Here is a 14,231-nt window from a genome sequence, read left to right on the forward strand (position 1 = left end):
GATCTGGGGCTCAGCCTACCTGTTGCCGCCTATCCTTATACCGCCGGTATATTCCAACGGCCTGCATTCCCAGATACGCACAGGCGATATCAACAATCCCTATAACCTGCTTACCCAAAGCGGCTACGTAACCGAGTTCAGAAGCCAGCTGTGGAGCAATATACGCCTTACGCAGGATCTGGGCAGCTGGCTCAAAGGCCTGTCGGTTACCGGCATGTTCTCCTTTGATAACTATAACGCACATACGATAAGCCGCACCAAAACAGTTGACGGCTACCTGGCGCGCGGCAGGGACTCCGCAGGAAAGCTGCTGCTGGACCAAACCTCCATTGGCAGCAATTACCTGGGCTACAACCGCAGCAACGGCGGCACCCGGCAGTTTTATACCGAAGCGGCAGTTAATTATAACAACACCTTTGGCAAACATAATGTAACCGGCATGCTGCTGTACAACCAGTCAGACCGGGAAGATGCGTTTGCCGGTGATTTCATCGGCTCCATTCCTTACCGTTACATGGGCCTCTCCGGCCGCCTCACCTATGCCTATAACAACAAGTATCTTGCTGAGGCTAATTTCGGCTACAACGGTTCGGAAACCTTTGCGCCTAACCACCGCTTCGGCTTTTTTCCTTCTTTTGGAGCAGGCTGGGTAGCTTCTGAAGAATCTTTTTTTAAGCCGTTCATTAATGCGGTGCAGTTCCTCAAGCTCCGGGCTTCATATGGCCTGGTAGGTAACAGCGATATCGGCGGCCGCCGCTTTGCCTACATCTCCACCGTAGGTGGCGGCAACGGAGGTTACTCATACGGCCGCAATGGCGCTGATAATAATTTTGACGGATTGGATATTGGTGATTACGCAGTAGCCGTTACCTGGGAAAAAGCCAAAAAAACAAATGTTGGCGTGGAGATCAAAACGCTGCGCGACGCGCTTTCCCTGGTAGTGGATGTTTTTAATGAGAACAGGACCGGTATTTTCCGGCAGCGTGGCGATGTGCCGCAATATGAAGGCATCCGTACACTGCCCTATGCTAACCTGGGTGAGATCCATAACAGGGGAGTGGATGCTACCCTGGAGCTCAATAAAAAAATAGGCAAAGACCTGATCATTGGCCTGCGTGGCAATTTTACCTGGAACAGGGCCACGGTGATCAATGATGCCAACGCACCCTGGCCCTATCCCTGGCAGCAGCGCATAGGCCGCAAGCTGGGCCAGCGTTTCGGCTATACGGCGCTGGGGCTTTTCCAGAGTGATAAGGAGATTGCCAACAGCCCTTACCAGACCGGCACCAACCGGCCGGGAGATATTAAGTACAAGGACCTGAACGGCGATGGTAAGATAGACACTTACGACCAGGGACCTATTGGCTATGGAAGCATACCTGAGATCGTATATGGCTTTGGCCCTACCATTAACTGGAAAGGCTGGTCGCTGGCCGGCTGGTTCAAAGGCATCAGCAATGTGGATATACAGCTGAACGGCGATGGCCTGCAGCCTTTCAGCCAGGGAGGTGAGCGTGGCAACCTGCTGTCACAGATCACAGACCGGTGGACGCCGGACGGCGCACATCCGCATCCCCTGTACCCGCGCCTTACTTACGGGAACGACAATATGAATTATGCAGGCAGCTCCTGGTGGGTGAAGAACGGCGCTTTCCTGCGCCTGCAAACGCTGCAGTTCAGCTATAACCTGGCAGGGAAACAATGGCTTAATAAAACCGGCATTTCAAACCTGAACCTGTATTTCATTGGCTACAACCTCTACACCATAAGTGGTTTCAAGTTATGGGATGTAGAGCTGGGAGATGGCCGCGGCTCACAGTACCCGCTGGTAAAAACCTATAACCTGGGTGCAAAGCTCACACTGAAATAAAACAGCTGCTAACAACCAAAGATCTATTGACAATGAACAAGAACCTGATTTACCGGAGCGTCCTGTTATTTGTGATGATAAGCTGCAGCTTTGCCTGCAAAAAATACCTGGACCAGGTGCCGGACGACCGTATTACAATAGAAGAGGTGTTCCATAAAAAAGCCACTTCCGAACAATACCTTGCCAACGTGTACAGCTATGTGGATGATGAATCCAATCAATGGGACGGCTGGCCCTGGCTGGCCAACAGCGATGAAGGAGATATTACCTGGTCAAAATATACCATCTACGATCTTAACATCGGCAATATCAGCGCCGGTAATAACCTGTTTGAAAAATGGGGTTATTACTATAACGGCATCCGCTCTGCCGGTTATTTTATTGCCCATATTGACGAAAACGAAGAGATCCGCTCCCTGAACGGCCAGCAGCTCATAGACCAGTACAAGGCAGAAGCCCGTTGCCTGCGCGCTTATTATTACTTTATGCTGATGCGGCAGTACGGGCCGGTGGTGCTGGTGAGCGATACGCTAACGCCGCCGGATGCACCGGCAGCGGATATGCAGCTGCCGCGCAGCCCCTTTGATAATTGTGTGGACTTTGTAGTGACGGAACTGGATAAGGCAGCCGCAGTGCTGCCGCTAACACCGGTGAGCAATGGTCTTAGCGCCGACAGGGAATATGGCCGGGCCACCAAAGGCATGGCTTTGGCCATAAAGGCAAGACTGCTGCTATATGCCGCCAGCCCGCTGTATAATGGCAATACTGACATGGCGGGCTTCAGGAATGCAGATGGTACTGTGCTCATTTCACAAACCTATAACCAGGAAAAATGGAAGCGGGCGGCCGATGCAGCCAAAGCTGTTATAGACCTTAATCTTTACTCGCTGTATAAAGACCCTGGCGGAGATCCTGTTAAAACCGCGCAGGGCATTTTGCTGGAGCCCTGGAACAATGAACAGATCTTTGTGCGCAAGAACAATAGCCTGTGGGACTGGGATGTAAATGCTATGCCACGCCAGGCCGGCGGATGGTGCGGCATTGCCGCCACGCAGGAGCAGGTGGATGCGTATTTCATGAAGGACGGCCGCTCTATCCGGGAATCCTCCCTGTATTCGGAAACAGGATTTACGGATGTAAATGGCGTACAGGTGTTCAATATGTACATGAACCGGGAGCCCCGCTTTTATGCCGCTATTACTTATAACAACAGCATTTTTCAGGGCGGTAATATGAGCGCGCAGGCGCCGGTATCGTTTTTTGTTTCAGGTCCCAACGGCAAGAACGGGCATCCTACCGACTGGTCTAAAACAGGCTATCTGATCCGGAAAAATGTAGGTCCCCAAACCAACGCCGGTTCCGGCGGCAACGGCCAGCATCAGAACCGGCCCCTGGTGCTGTTCCGCCTGGGAGAAATATACCTGAACTATGCCGAAGCGCTGAACGAGTATGCCCCCGGCAACGCTGATATACTTAAATACCTGAACCTGCTGCGGGAGCGCGCAGGTATTCCGCAGTACGGCGCCGGCAACAATCCCCTGCCCGCACCGGCCGGCCAGAGTGAGATGCGCAATAAGATCCGTGCGGAAAGAAGGGTAGAGCTGGCCTTTGAGTACCACCGCTGGTTTGATATACGCCGGTGGAAAATAGCGCCGCAGGTAATGGGCGACCTGCATGGTATGAACATTAACCAGAACGGCAATAGCTTTTACCAGCGGATAGTGGCCGTAAAGCACCTGTGGCTGCCGGGCAGCTACTGGTTCCCCATCAGCCAGTATGAGATGGACAGGGGCCGCCTGATGGTGCAGAACCCGGGTTGGTAAGGTTGTATCAATAGTTTTGAATGCTGTAAAAAATGAAAAATATGTCTTTCAATAAATTCCGCCGCTTATATGTTGTTATTGCCAGCCTGCTTTTGCTGGCCGCCTGTAAGGACAAATATGACCTGCCTGACCAGCCCTTGTCTAAATACATAAAAGTATATATGCCGGCAGCTGTTAATAACCCGGTGAACCGTGTTTTAGCGATCACCGACAGCGCCCAGGTGATCATTTACGGCGCGGATTATGGCGGGGCGGATTACCCGCAGGCAGATATACCTGTGACCTTTAGTGTGAACCCGGCGCTGGTAGACAGCTTTAACCGGGCTAACAATACCGCATATACGCTTTTGCCCGAGCACGGCTACACGTTGAGCGCCATCAGCGCAGTAATACCCCGCGGGCAGCTTAGCACGCCGCCATTGGAGCTGGCTGTTAAAACCAGCGGCGCCGATGGCATTGCGGCACTTAAAGACTACCTGCTGCCAATAAGCATTGTAAAATCAACCGTAACGGTAAATGAGCAGCTGCGTACAACGTTCTTCGTTATCAGGGCGCAGCCGGACCTGGCTGATTATCCTGATTTGGACAGATCGGCATGGAGCATCGTTGGTTTTTCATCACAGGAAGCTAATGGAGAAGGGCCGGACAATGGCCGGGCGGTTTTTGCCATTGACAATAATCCCGCTACCTACTGGCATACCCAATGGCAGGGCGGCAGTCCGGGCCCGCCCCATTATATTACTGTTGATATGGGCGCCGTTAAAACGCTGCATGGGTTGTCTTTCCTGGACCGCCAGAGCGATAATGACGGTAAGCCGCAGTCGGTGACGGTAGAAACCAGCATAGACAATCACACCTGGGAACCGGCCGGCTCTTTTACCCTGCAGAATACTAAAGACCTTCAAAAGCAGTTCCTTTCAGGGTTCAGGGATGCCAGGTATTTCCGGGTCAATATCTTATCCAGCTATAATGCCACTTATACACACCTGGCGGAGCTTAATGCCTTTTAAACAGTAATTTTCACGGCTAAAATAAATACCTGCAGAATAACAATGCGAATGAACAGAATTACCTGGTTAATGGCCGCCGGCCTGGCGCTGCACCTGGCAGCATATGCGAATAGAACAGGTTTTAATACAGACAGCAGCGGCAATGCGCCCGTTCCGCATGAAATAGAGGACCCGCAGTGCCTGGGCATCAACAAGCAGCCTGCGCATGCCACCTTAATGCCTTATGGCAATTTAAACGAAGCATTACGGGCCAACCGGCACGCCTCTTCTTTTAACATGAGCCTTAACGGCCTGTGGAAGTTCAACTGGGTAGCGTGGCCGCAACAACGGCCGGTAGATTTTTATAAGCCCGGTTATGATGTTTCCCGCTGGAAAGAGATCAGGGTACCTTCCAACTGGCAGGTAGAAGGATATGGAACACCTGCCTATACCAACTTTACCTTTCTTTTCCAGAAGGATTTTCCGCATGTAATGAGCACGCCGCCTGAAAAATACACCACGTACAAAGAGCGTAACCCGGTAGGCAGCTACCGGCGCAATTTTGTAGTGCCGGCCGGCTGGAAAGGCCGCCGCATTTTTATAACATTTGATGGGGTGGATGCCGGCTTTTTCCTGTGGGTGAATGGCCGTAAGGTTGGCTACAGCGTGAACAGCCGTAACGCAGCGGATTTTGACCTTACCTCTTTTGTGCAGCCGGGTAATAACATGATTGCTGTGGAAGTATACCGCTTTACTACCGGCAGCTACCTGGAAGACCAGGATATGTGGCGCCTGAGCGGTATTTTCCGCAATGTTACCCTTTGGAGCACCCCGGTAACGCATATACGGGATTTTGCCGTGCGTGCGCAGCTGGATGAGCAGTACCGCGATGCTACCTTACAGGTGACCGCCAAGATCAAGAACTATGGCAGCAGCGCAGTACCGGCCCGGCAGCTAACGGCAGATCTGTACAATGGGCAGCTGCCCGTTAAAGGCAGCAGCGGCAGTGTTCCGGTGCCCGCATTACAGCCCGGCGAAGAAACCAGTGTGAATATTACGGTGCCCGTACAGCACCCGCAGCAATGGACCGCAGAAACACCACGGCTGTACACGACGGTGCTGACCCTGAAAAGCGGGAACAGCACAGAAGAGATCTTATCGGCACGCACCGGCTTCCGCAACCTGGCCATTAAAGGCCGCCAGTTCCTGGTGAATGGTGTTCCGGTAAAGCTCAAAGGCGTTAACAGGCACGAGCACTGGCCTGATGTAGGCCATGCCGTTACAGAAGCGCAGATGATAAAAGACATCACACTCATCAAACAGGCCAATTGCAACCACGTACGCACCTGCCATTATTCAGATGATCCCCGCTGGTATGAGCTGTGCGATGAATACGGCATTTACGTGCTGGCAGAGGCGAATGTAGAATGCCACGGCGCCATGGGCGATTTTGACGAAGAGCCGCGTATAAAGGCCGCCATTATAGACCGCAATGTGGCCAATGTAGAGAACTTTAAAAATCATCCGTCCGTTATCATCTGGTCATTAGGGAATGAATGCGGCGGGGGAGGCTCCAACTTCCGGGCCGCATTGCAGGCCATCCGGGATATTGACCCTACACGGTTTACGCACTACGAAGGGTTTGGCATTGATAAAAATAACCCGGCCGACATTGACAGCCGCATGTACACCTCACCGGGAGAAGTGGAAAAGCTGGCTAACGATAACGGCTATACTAAACCTTTTTACCTGTGCGAATATGCGCATGCCATGTTCAATTCCATGGGAGCGGTGGATGATTATAACAACCTTTTTGACAAATACCCTTCACTGCTGGGCGGCTGCATCTGGGAATGGCAGGATCAGGGTTTGTGGAACCGGCGTGATCCAAAGCACCCTATACTGGCCTTTGGCGGCGGTTTTGGCGAGTACCCGAATGATCATTATTTTATACACAAAGGCGTAATAGCATCTGACCGTTCGGAAAAACCGCACTACCCGGAATTAAAGCACGCTTACCAGTGGATAAGCATACAGGGCGCAGAACTGGCAAACGGTATGGTGACCATTAAGAACCGTTACCAGTTCATTAACCTGGATTCCTTTGCCTGCAGGTGGACGTTATCAAAGAACGGGAAGGTAACAGACAGCGGCCGTTTGACCATAGGCCGGCTGGAGCCCGGCGCAGAAAAAACAGTAAAAGTACCTTATCACCTGGCCCAACCGGAACCCGGGGCTGAATACTTTTTACGGCTTTCTTTTACCACGCTGCAAAACCAGCTATGGGCGCCCAAAGGTTTTGAGGTGGCCGCGCAGCAGCTGGAGCTGCCCGTTGCTAACGTTCAGCCACCGGCGCCAGGCAGGGGTGATCTTCCCTTGCAGCTCACAGATGGTGGCGGCAACATAAAGATCAGCGGCAAGCATTTCTCCTTAGTGTTTGATAAGCATGCCGGCACTTTCAGCAGCATGGCGGTGAATGGCCGGGAACTGCTGCAGGCAGGCGGCGGCCCACTGCTGCACCTGTGGCGCGCCCCGCACCGTAATGATGATATGTGGGCTGATGAAGGTTGGGAGAAATATGGCCTGAAGCACCTGCAATGGTCAGCAGACAGCATTGGCGTTATACAGCCCGCGCCAGGCACAGTGCAGATCACTGCGCATCTCAGGGGAGCTGGCCGGCAAAACTTTACAGTGCAGCATACCGTTGTGTATACCATCTATGGCGATGGCAGCCTGCTGGCAGATAACAGCATTGTTTGCAGCAACCCTGACATCGTGCTGGCCCGCCTGGGTGTACGGCTGTTCCTGGCAAAGGATCTGGACCGGTTCAGCTACTTTGGCCGCGGGCCCATGGAAAACTATGCCGACCGGAAGAGCGGGTTTGATATAGGCGTTTACCGCAGCACCGTGAAAGAACAGCTCACTCCCTATGAAAAACCCATGGAGTGCGGTAACCATGAGGATGTACGCTGGGCAAAGCTAAGCAGGCCGCAGGGGGCTTCCCTTACCGTGCAGCGGGATACAGCGCTGCTGCAGGTATCTGCCTTGCCCTACAGTGATGAAGAACTGGAAAGAACAGAATACAGGATAGACCTGCCGGTTTCCAAAGGCACGGTGCTGTGTATTAGCCGGCATACGCTGGGCGTAGGCTCCAATTCATGCGGCCCGCGGCCGCTGCGGCCCTATGTAGTGCATGCATCGCCGGCGCAGTTTAGTTACCGCCTGCAGTTGCAGTAGGATGTTTAATATTACCGTCATTGCGGGCCCTGGCTTTAGACTGCGCCTCGCAATGACGGTGTTTGCAGCCCTCTTTTATCGTAGCAGCCGGCATTACAGCCGTTAACCCCGCGCTAATCCCATCTTTTACCAGATACAATATTTTTTTAAACCTTTTCCTTCCCCGGCCTGTTATTAACCTGCTAATTGTCATTGTGAACATATCCTATCACTCAAAAAACCACTTTTCACCCTCAAACCTTCATTATGAAACGTATTGTATTGATCGGTAACAAATCATGGGAAGTTGAACCCATCCTGAATGCCCTGCTGAACAGCACTATCCGCCCGCAGGCGCTCCCCAATCCAAGCCAGTTAAACTATCCCTGGACCTTTGCGCAGGGAACCCCTAAACCCAGGGCCGTGTGGGATAATTTTTCCCAGGCTACCGTAGAGCTATGGTGTATCCAGGACATCATGGACCCCCAATGGAACCCCTCCAGCTCACAGGGCAAACATGCCAGCCTACCTAAAGTGCTGGCTTACCGGCAGGAGCCGCCTGACCTGGTAGTAGCCATGGGAACCGCTGCGCTGGGATTGGATAACAGCAATAACAACGGATGCGTAACCCTGGGCAGCAACATCTTCATCCACAATTTTCATCCTAACGGAGAAAACCCGCAAAGCAAATGGGATGATCCCGCACATTTTGAAAAGGTGCTGCCTTCTGCTATTGCTCCGGACTTTTTCAAGCTGCTGGATGCCACTACGGTCAGCGCAATAGAATCAGGCTTATTAAAGCCTTACCTCAATCCATCCCCCAATATTGAGGTAATGAGCGACAAAGATTATATCGGCGTAAGTGTGGTGAATATCACAAACTATGCGGATTATGCCACCTCTGATACCGAAGGCCTGAAAGCATTAGCAGCCACCGGTAACAAGAAGCCGGTAGGCTCCGTGGAAACCACGCATGGCGTAATACGGTTGTTGTGTGATGCGCCTTTTATTTTCATGTCCGGCATTACGGACAGGGAAGGGCATTTTGCGGATGATGTAGATGGAAAAGATGGAAAGGGGAATACAAAAACATCCGCACAGAACTTTACTGCTGCATTTAACATCGGTGTATGCTTAAGCCATATGATCCCTAAAATGGCGGCCTATGTAATTGCCGGCCAGCCAAAAGTAGTAAAAGTACCACAGGCGCTTTAATATAAAAGGAACCGGGAGAGAGAGCTTCTCCCGGTTCCACTTTTTAATTTAAGACGGTTTGCTAACTTTGCCATTTGATATAATGGCCATTAAACAAAACAACATACAGGAATTTGAAATATCTGCTTCGGCAAAAGCCGGGGTATATATAGTAAACCTGGAGAATGCAGCTACTACTGACAGCCACGACATTTCAGCGCCTCACCGCGATGATCATTATCTTTTTATACTTGCCACGCAGGGCCGTTATTTGCTTAACCTGGATTTTAATGATGTTAGCATAGATCCGCCGGCATTATTAATGGTCAAGCCCGGGCAGGTGCACCACATGACGAAAATGAGTGATCCCCGGGGATGGATCCTGAATTTTGATCCCGCGATCTTAGAGGCCGATCTGCAGCAAACATTTGAAGGTGGATTAATATCGTTCATAGATCTCAAAAATGAGCATGAATTCCGGAAACAGCTTGCTGATATATTAATGCTTATTGAAAGCCTTCAATCCGGTATTGCGGATGTTTATACACCGAGATCGATCCATGCCCTGCTGGTTGCATTCTGTGGCCTGGTGGCCGGGAAATTACTGAATAACAATGCTGAGCAGCGAAGATCCGACGGCCGGAGCTTTGATATCAGGGATTCGTTTTTAGCGCTTTTAAAAAAGCACTTCAGAGAATGGAAAGAGCCTGCGCAGTATGCGAGTGCGCTCTCCATTTCAGTAGCGCATTTGAATGTTTGTGTAAGGAATACCACCGGCATACCAGTATCCGGGCATATTCAGCAGCATAGCATCCTTGAAGCAAAGCGTTTACTTTACTACACGAATCTGACGGTTAAAGAGATCGGATACGAAGTTGGATATGATGAACCGGTTTATTTTGGAAAGCTCTTTAAGAAAAATACCGGATTAACCCCGCTGCAGTTCAGACAAAAGGTATCCCTCATTTAACATCCAGTGACTGAACTTTGCATATTGCTTTGAATATTCCGCTGCATCAGACGCATTTTCCACATCCAGCGACAGCTGATGGACCTTTTGATAATGGGGCAGCCTGTTAGCTTCATAATCCTTTAGCGCAGTAGCCAGGTCAGTTCTGGTAGCAAGTGCGCTTACCAATACTTTTACATCTTCAATACCCAGTGTTCCGCCGGCGGATATATGGGGGGATAGTGCATGGGCTGCATCACCTATTAACGCCACCCGGCCGCTTGTCCACCGGGGCAGTTCAGGAACGTACATGATCTGATTGTAAAGTATGCTGCTTTCCGGAGTTGCTTTAATGAGCTGAATAAGCGCATCGTTCCATTTGCCGTCAGTGATATAGGCCGCCCGTTTCAGCGCCTCTTCTTTCCTTGTTGACACAGATGGCGCACTTTCAAACTGGTTAACCATCCACATTACCTGGTTGCCATAAGTGCGGGTATAACCGCCACGTGTGCGGAAGTTGCCAATAGTGACAATAGTGCCATCTGCCGGTTCATCCCCGGAGGGCAGCATGCCTCTCCAAACATCATGGTTATTGTGGTTTACAGCATCGCTGCCAGGCACCAGCTGTTGCCTGATCTGCGAGTAAATACCATCAGCTCCTATTAGCAGATCGGCTGTTTCAGTTCCGCCGTTATCCAAAAGAACAGTAACCTGCCCGCCGTCTTCCTTATAAGCGCTTACCTTGCTGTTAAATCTGATGTTCTCCAGGCCGGCAGCACTGGCTAATATATTTGTAAGCTCGCGTCTTGGAACAACCAGGAAGGTATAATCTTCAAGAGAGTATTCCGGCGCTCTGAAACGGTTTCCCGAGGCATCGTAGAACCATGCTTCAACCTCCTTACCAATTGCATTGATCTTTTCACCCAGGCCATAGTGCGCGAATACCTCAAGCGCATTTTTCCATAGTGCAATTACGGCTCCGGCAGCTCTGATCTCCGGCGCCTGTTCCAGGATCAGCACTTCTGCTCCCATGGACTTTAAGGCCAATCCTGCGGTTAATCCAACAATTCCGGCTCCTGCAACAATCACCCGGAACGGTTTTTCCTGTTTTGATCCGATAGCTTTGATCATTTATTTATTAATTAAGTATGATATTAAATTTAAGACGGGCACTATCCCGTATACTATTTGGTTAATACTACATGTTTATATAAGGATCTGGGATTTTCGGCCTCCTCAAGCAAATAATGCGCAACATTGGCCCTGGGGATCTTGCTGACCTTCATTCCCTTCTTTAATTCGCTTATTACTTTATAGCCGGTTGCCAGCGGTGCATTCGTTAACATTCCCGGCATTACCGTTTCCCATTTCATTGAGCTGAATGTAAGGATCTGCTCCATTCTTGTTTTATCATGGTACTGATCCTTCAGGAATAAATTAATTATTAACCGCAGGGAAAAGCTCAGGTATTCAGCGCTCGCTCCTGTACCAAAGCCGGTGACCACGATCACCCTGCCGTTGTAGCTTAGGTCTGAGCTGGCCTTCACCAGGGCCCTGGCCGTTTCTGAGAACAGGGTAGTACCTTTTTTCTTTTTGGTTCCAATGGTTACAAGCACCGCATCTGTTCCTGCGATTGTCTTTTTCAGGTCGTCAACGGAGAGGGCGGTACCATTGATCTTTGTTAATGATTTATGTTCGGGAAGCGCCGCATTATTCCTTGACAGCGCCCTTACAGAATGCCCCCGGTCCAGTGCCTGTTTAACGGTTTCTGCGCCTATTCCGGCTGAAGCGCCTATCACTGCTATTACCATAGATCTTCGTTTAAATTTTCCCAAAGGTCGGTAAGATAGCGCTTAGCGTATAGGCCTTATAGATGGAATGATAGTCCTAAAAGAGTATTTGGCCGGTTTGCCAATAAAAATTGAAATGATGCTTTAAAGCTTGATCTGTAAACCAACCGACGCATAAGGAGCCGCCTGGAAATGGTATCCTCCATCCTGAAAGATGCTTTTCAGCTTCCTGTCCATCATTTTCGCCGGACGCGTAGCGCTAATGCCGGCTGTAATAGGGATGGATACCCTTTTGCCTAGCTTTATTTCCGGACGAAAACCGGCCACCAGGTATTGATGTGCGAATATTTTGTCTTTCCCATCCTGCTCCAGCAGCGCCATTTGTCCGTTCAATTCTGCTACAAAACTTAAAGACAGGTTTTTATGAGCATTATATTGTACGGATATTTCCAATCCTTTCATCGCTTCGACCTTTACCGCATATTTACCTTTTGTTTTCCAGTTTATATAAAAGGCCGGGAATAACATTGGATAACCAAAAGAGTTATTTATAGCAAGGCCTCCTCCCAGCTGCAGATTAGGCTTTAGATGATAAATGAAAACAGCTCCCATACCCCCCAGCACATTTTTAAAGCTTATTTCAGAGAACCGGGTGCTGGGCATATAAACCCCGCCACCGATAGTTGCCATTAAGGACCATTTGTCATTCAAAGGCCTCAGATGATTAAGGCTTAAGCCAATATTCATAATCTCGTCAATAACCAAAGGCTCGGTAAAATTCTTATTGTCGAGTTTTGCATATTCAGCGCCTACGCTTATGGCCCACATGGTAGGACGATTATTTTCATCCAGTTTTTGGGATAGCGGAATATTAACCCCTCCCTGGTAAACTATAGCCGAACCTTCACTATTCCCCACTCTGTCATTACTTTCACCTTCGGACGCACGAAAGCCCGATTTTCCAAAATATTCAGTTTTGAATACAACCTGCGCATTTGTACCTGAAATCCCAACGAGCATAAATACGAAAAACAATAGCTTCTTCATTCCAATGGTTTTTATTACCAAAGCTCCCTGTTTAGAGGCGCTTGCGGAACTCTTTTTGACGAATCATAGCTTTGCCTTTGACGAATGGCCGTACAGTATCATGTTAATCCGTTAACTTTAACAACACGAAACATTATGCCCAAAGACAGATTATGCTGCTGAGAATAAAGAACCGTATAAAAGAGAATTATGCAATTCTTGCCTGTTGGACAATGTTGTTTTTTGCCTTGTGGCTACAAGTTATACCAGATACAGGGTCTTTGACCGAAGCAACATTATATCCGTTTTTAACGCTCCTGTCTGTTTTCCCCATTACAACCTATCTCAGTGAAACTTTGCTGCCAAAAGCCATCCGGCAAAAAGCTGCTGGAACTTTTGTTCTTCAGTTTCTGGGTTTTTCCATCCTGGCTGGAATGGTACGTTTTTTCTATTTGTATCTTTTTGCCTTTTTAGAGGGAAGAGGTGTTTTCCCTCTTTCAGAATATTTTAATATAAAGGCGCCGGCGTATTATTTACTCGTATCCATTCCAACAGGGATTGCGATCAATCTATGCATCTGTGGCGTCCGGTTCTTTCAGGAAAATTTAAAGCTGAAAAAAGCGCTTGTAGAATATCAGCTGCGTACGCTGCAACACCAGGTTACCCCGCATTTTATGTTCAATGTGTTGAATCATATCCATATTCTGATGCAAACCGATGTAGCGTTAGCCTCCGATCTGCTCATAAAGTATTCCGAGATCCTGCGTTACCAGCTCTATAATGGAGATAAACAAAATGTAACATTGGAGCAGGATGTTCAGTTCCTGAAGGATTTTATTGCCGTTGAAGAAATACGCTGGGAGGACAAATTAACGGTTTCCTGTTCGTGGAAAATAGCGGATCCGAAAAAGGAAATACCCGCGCTGCTTTTTATTACATTCATCGAAAATACATTTAAGCACGTCTCAAAATCTGATTTTGAAAAAGGATATATCCATATAAATTTTGAACAAACGGATAATACCATCTCCTTTTATGTAGAGAACTCAAAATCTACCCTGCCTGTAAAGAAGAAAAATACAGGCGGCGTGGGCCTTAAAAATATAAAGGAGCGCCTGGAGATATTATACTTCGGAAAGTATGACCTGTCCGTTGAGGAGACCGATCGTGTTTATCAGACAAAACTTGTAATACAGCTATAATGGCGGAACTAATATCAAAACAGCGTACACCATCCAGGATCAAATGCCTGATCGTTGACGATGAATCTATTGCCATAAAGGGGATCATCAATTATATAGAGAAACTGGATTTCCTGGAAGCTACGGCGTACTGTTCTTCTGCATTGGAAGCGGCAGAGATCCTTAAAAAGAG

10 protein-coding genes are annotated in these 14,231 nt (G+C 49.3%); 7 read left to right on the forward strand and 3 right to left on the reverse strand.

Annotated elements, in window-relative coordinates:
• From VIM87_RS25240 to VIM87_RS25265, 6 genes are all read left to right on the forward strand, one after another.
• A partial coding sequence (locus VIM87_RS25240) for a SusC/RagA family TonB-linked outer membrane protein (protein ID WP_331999672.1) occupies positions 1-1,870 on the forward strand: 1,870 nt, incomplete at its 5' end.
• 32 nt (positions 1,871-1,902) lie between these two features.
• Positions 1,903-3,693 (forward strand): RagB/SusD family nutrient uptake outer membrane protein, encoded by a 1,791-nt coding sequence (locus VIM87_RS25245; RefSeq protein WP_331999673.1) that lies wholly within the window; start codon positions 1,903-1,905, stop codon positions 3,691-3,693.
• Between the two features lie 41 nt (positions 3,694-3,734).
• Positions 3,735-4,703 carry a discoidin domain-containing protein gene (locus VIM87_RS25250; protein WP_331999674.1) on the forward strand — a complete coding sequence of 323 codons (969 nt, stop codon included), beginning with the start codon at positions 3,735-3,737 and terminating at the stop codon, positions 4,701-4,703.
• Positions 4,704-4,751: 48 nt separating this feature from the next.
• On the forward strand, positions 4,752-7,919 hold the full coding sequence (locus tag VIM87_RS25255) for a glycoside hydrolase family 2 TIM barrel-domain containing protein (RefSeq protein ID WP_331999675.1): 3,168 nt from the start codon (positions 4,752-4,754) through the stop codon (positions 7,917-7,919).
• Positions 7,920-8,165: 246 nt separating this feature from the next.
• Positions 8,166-9,113: a hypothetical protein gene (locus tag VIM87_RS25260; protein WP_331999676.1), complete on the forward strand. Its 948-nt coding sequence runs from the start codon at positions 8,166-8,168 to the stop codon at positions 9,111-9,113.
• 58 nt (positions 9,114-9,171) lie between these two features.
• Entirely contained in the window at positions 9,172-10,062 is an 891-nt protein-coding gene (locus VIM87_RS25265) for a helix-turn-helix transcriptional regulator (protein WP_331999677.1), read from the forward strand.
• On the opposite strand, the gene VIM87_RS25270 is transcribed toward VIM87_RS25265, so the two are convergent.
• The 3 genes from VIM87_RS25270 to VIM87_RS25280 all read right to left on the reverse strand — a co-directional run bounded on the left by VIM87_RS25270 (position 10,021) and on the right by VIM87_RS25280 (position 12,878).
• Positions 10,021-11,172 carry an NAD(P)/FAD-dependent oxidoreductase gene (locus VIM87_RS25270; protein ID WP_331999678.1) on the reverse strand — a complete coding sequence of 384 codons (1,152 nt, stop codon included), beginning with the start codon at positions 11,170-11,172 and terminating at the stop codon, positions 10,021-10,023. The genes VIM87_RS25265 and VIM87_RS25270 overlap by 42 nt on opposite strands.
• A gap of 53 nt (positions 11,173-11,225) precedes the next feature.
• Entirely contained in the window at positions 11,226-11,852 is a 627-nt protein-coding gene (locus tag VIM87_RS25275; RefSeq protein ID WP_331999679.1) for an NAD(P)-dependent oxidoreductase, read from the reverse strand.
• Positions 11,853-11,975: 123 nt separating this feature from the next.
• A complete protein-coding gene (locus VIM87_RS25280) occupies positions 11,976-12,878 on the reverse strand; it encodes a DUF6268 family outer membrane beta-barrel protein (RefSeq protein WP_331999680.1) in 903 nt (300 codons plus the stop codon).
• A gap of 152 nt (positions 12,879-13,030) precedes the next feature.
• Between VIM87_RS25280 and VIM87_RS25285 the strand changes: the two genes are divergently transcribed.
• A complete protein-coding gene (locus VIM87_RS25285) occupies positions 13,031-14,059 on the forward strand; it encodes a sensor histidine kinase (RefSeq protein ID WP_331999681.1) in 1,029 nt (342 codons plus the stop codon).
• The last annotated feature ends 172 nt before the right edge of the window (positions 14,060-14,231 follow it).

This window comes from Chitinophaga sp. (assembly GCF_036569125.1).
Classification (GTDB): Bacteria; Bacteroidota; Bacteroidia; order Chitinophagales; family Chitinophagaceae; genus Chitinophaga.

What these genes read in the sequence shown, in the direction of transcription:
- VIM87_RS25255 (WP_331999675.1), top strand. Translation starts at nt 4,752, where the DNA reads ATGAACAGAATTACCTGGTTAATGGCCGCCGGCCTGGCGCTGCACCTG.
- VIM87_RS25260 (WP_331999676.1), top strand. Translation starts at nt 8,166, where the DNA reads ATGAAACGTATTGTATTGATCGGTAACAAATCATGGGAAGTTGAACCC.
- VIM87_RS25275 (WP_331999679.1), bottom strand. Translation starts at nt 11,852, where the DNA reads ATGGTAATAGCAGTGATAGGCGCTTCAGCCGGAATAGGCGCAGAAACC.
- VIM87_RS25280 (WP_331999680.1), bottom strand. Translation starts at nt 12,878, where the DNA reads ATGAAGAAGCTATTGTTTTTCGTATTTATGCTCGTTGGGATTTCAGGT.
- VIM87_RS25250 (WP_331999674.1), top strand. Translation starts at nt 3,735, where the DNA reads ATGTCTTTCAATAAATTCCGCCGCTTATATGTTGTTATTGCCAGCCTG.
- VIM87_RS25245 (WP_331999673.1), top strand. Translation starts at nt 1,903, where the DNA reads ATGAACAAGAACCTGATTTACCGGAGCGTCCTGTTATTTGTGATGATA.
- VIM87_RS25285 (WP_331999681.1), top strand. Translation starts at nt 13,031, where the DNA reads ATGCTGCTGAGAATAAAGAACCGTATAAAAGAGAATTATGCAATTCTT.
- VIM87_RS25270 (WP_331999678.1), bottom strand. Translation starts at nt 11,172, where the DNA reads ATGATCAAAGCTATCGGATCAAAACAGGAAAAACCGTTCCGGGTGATT.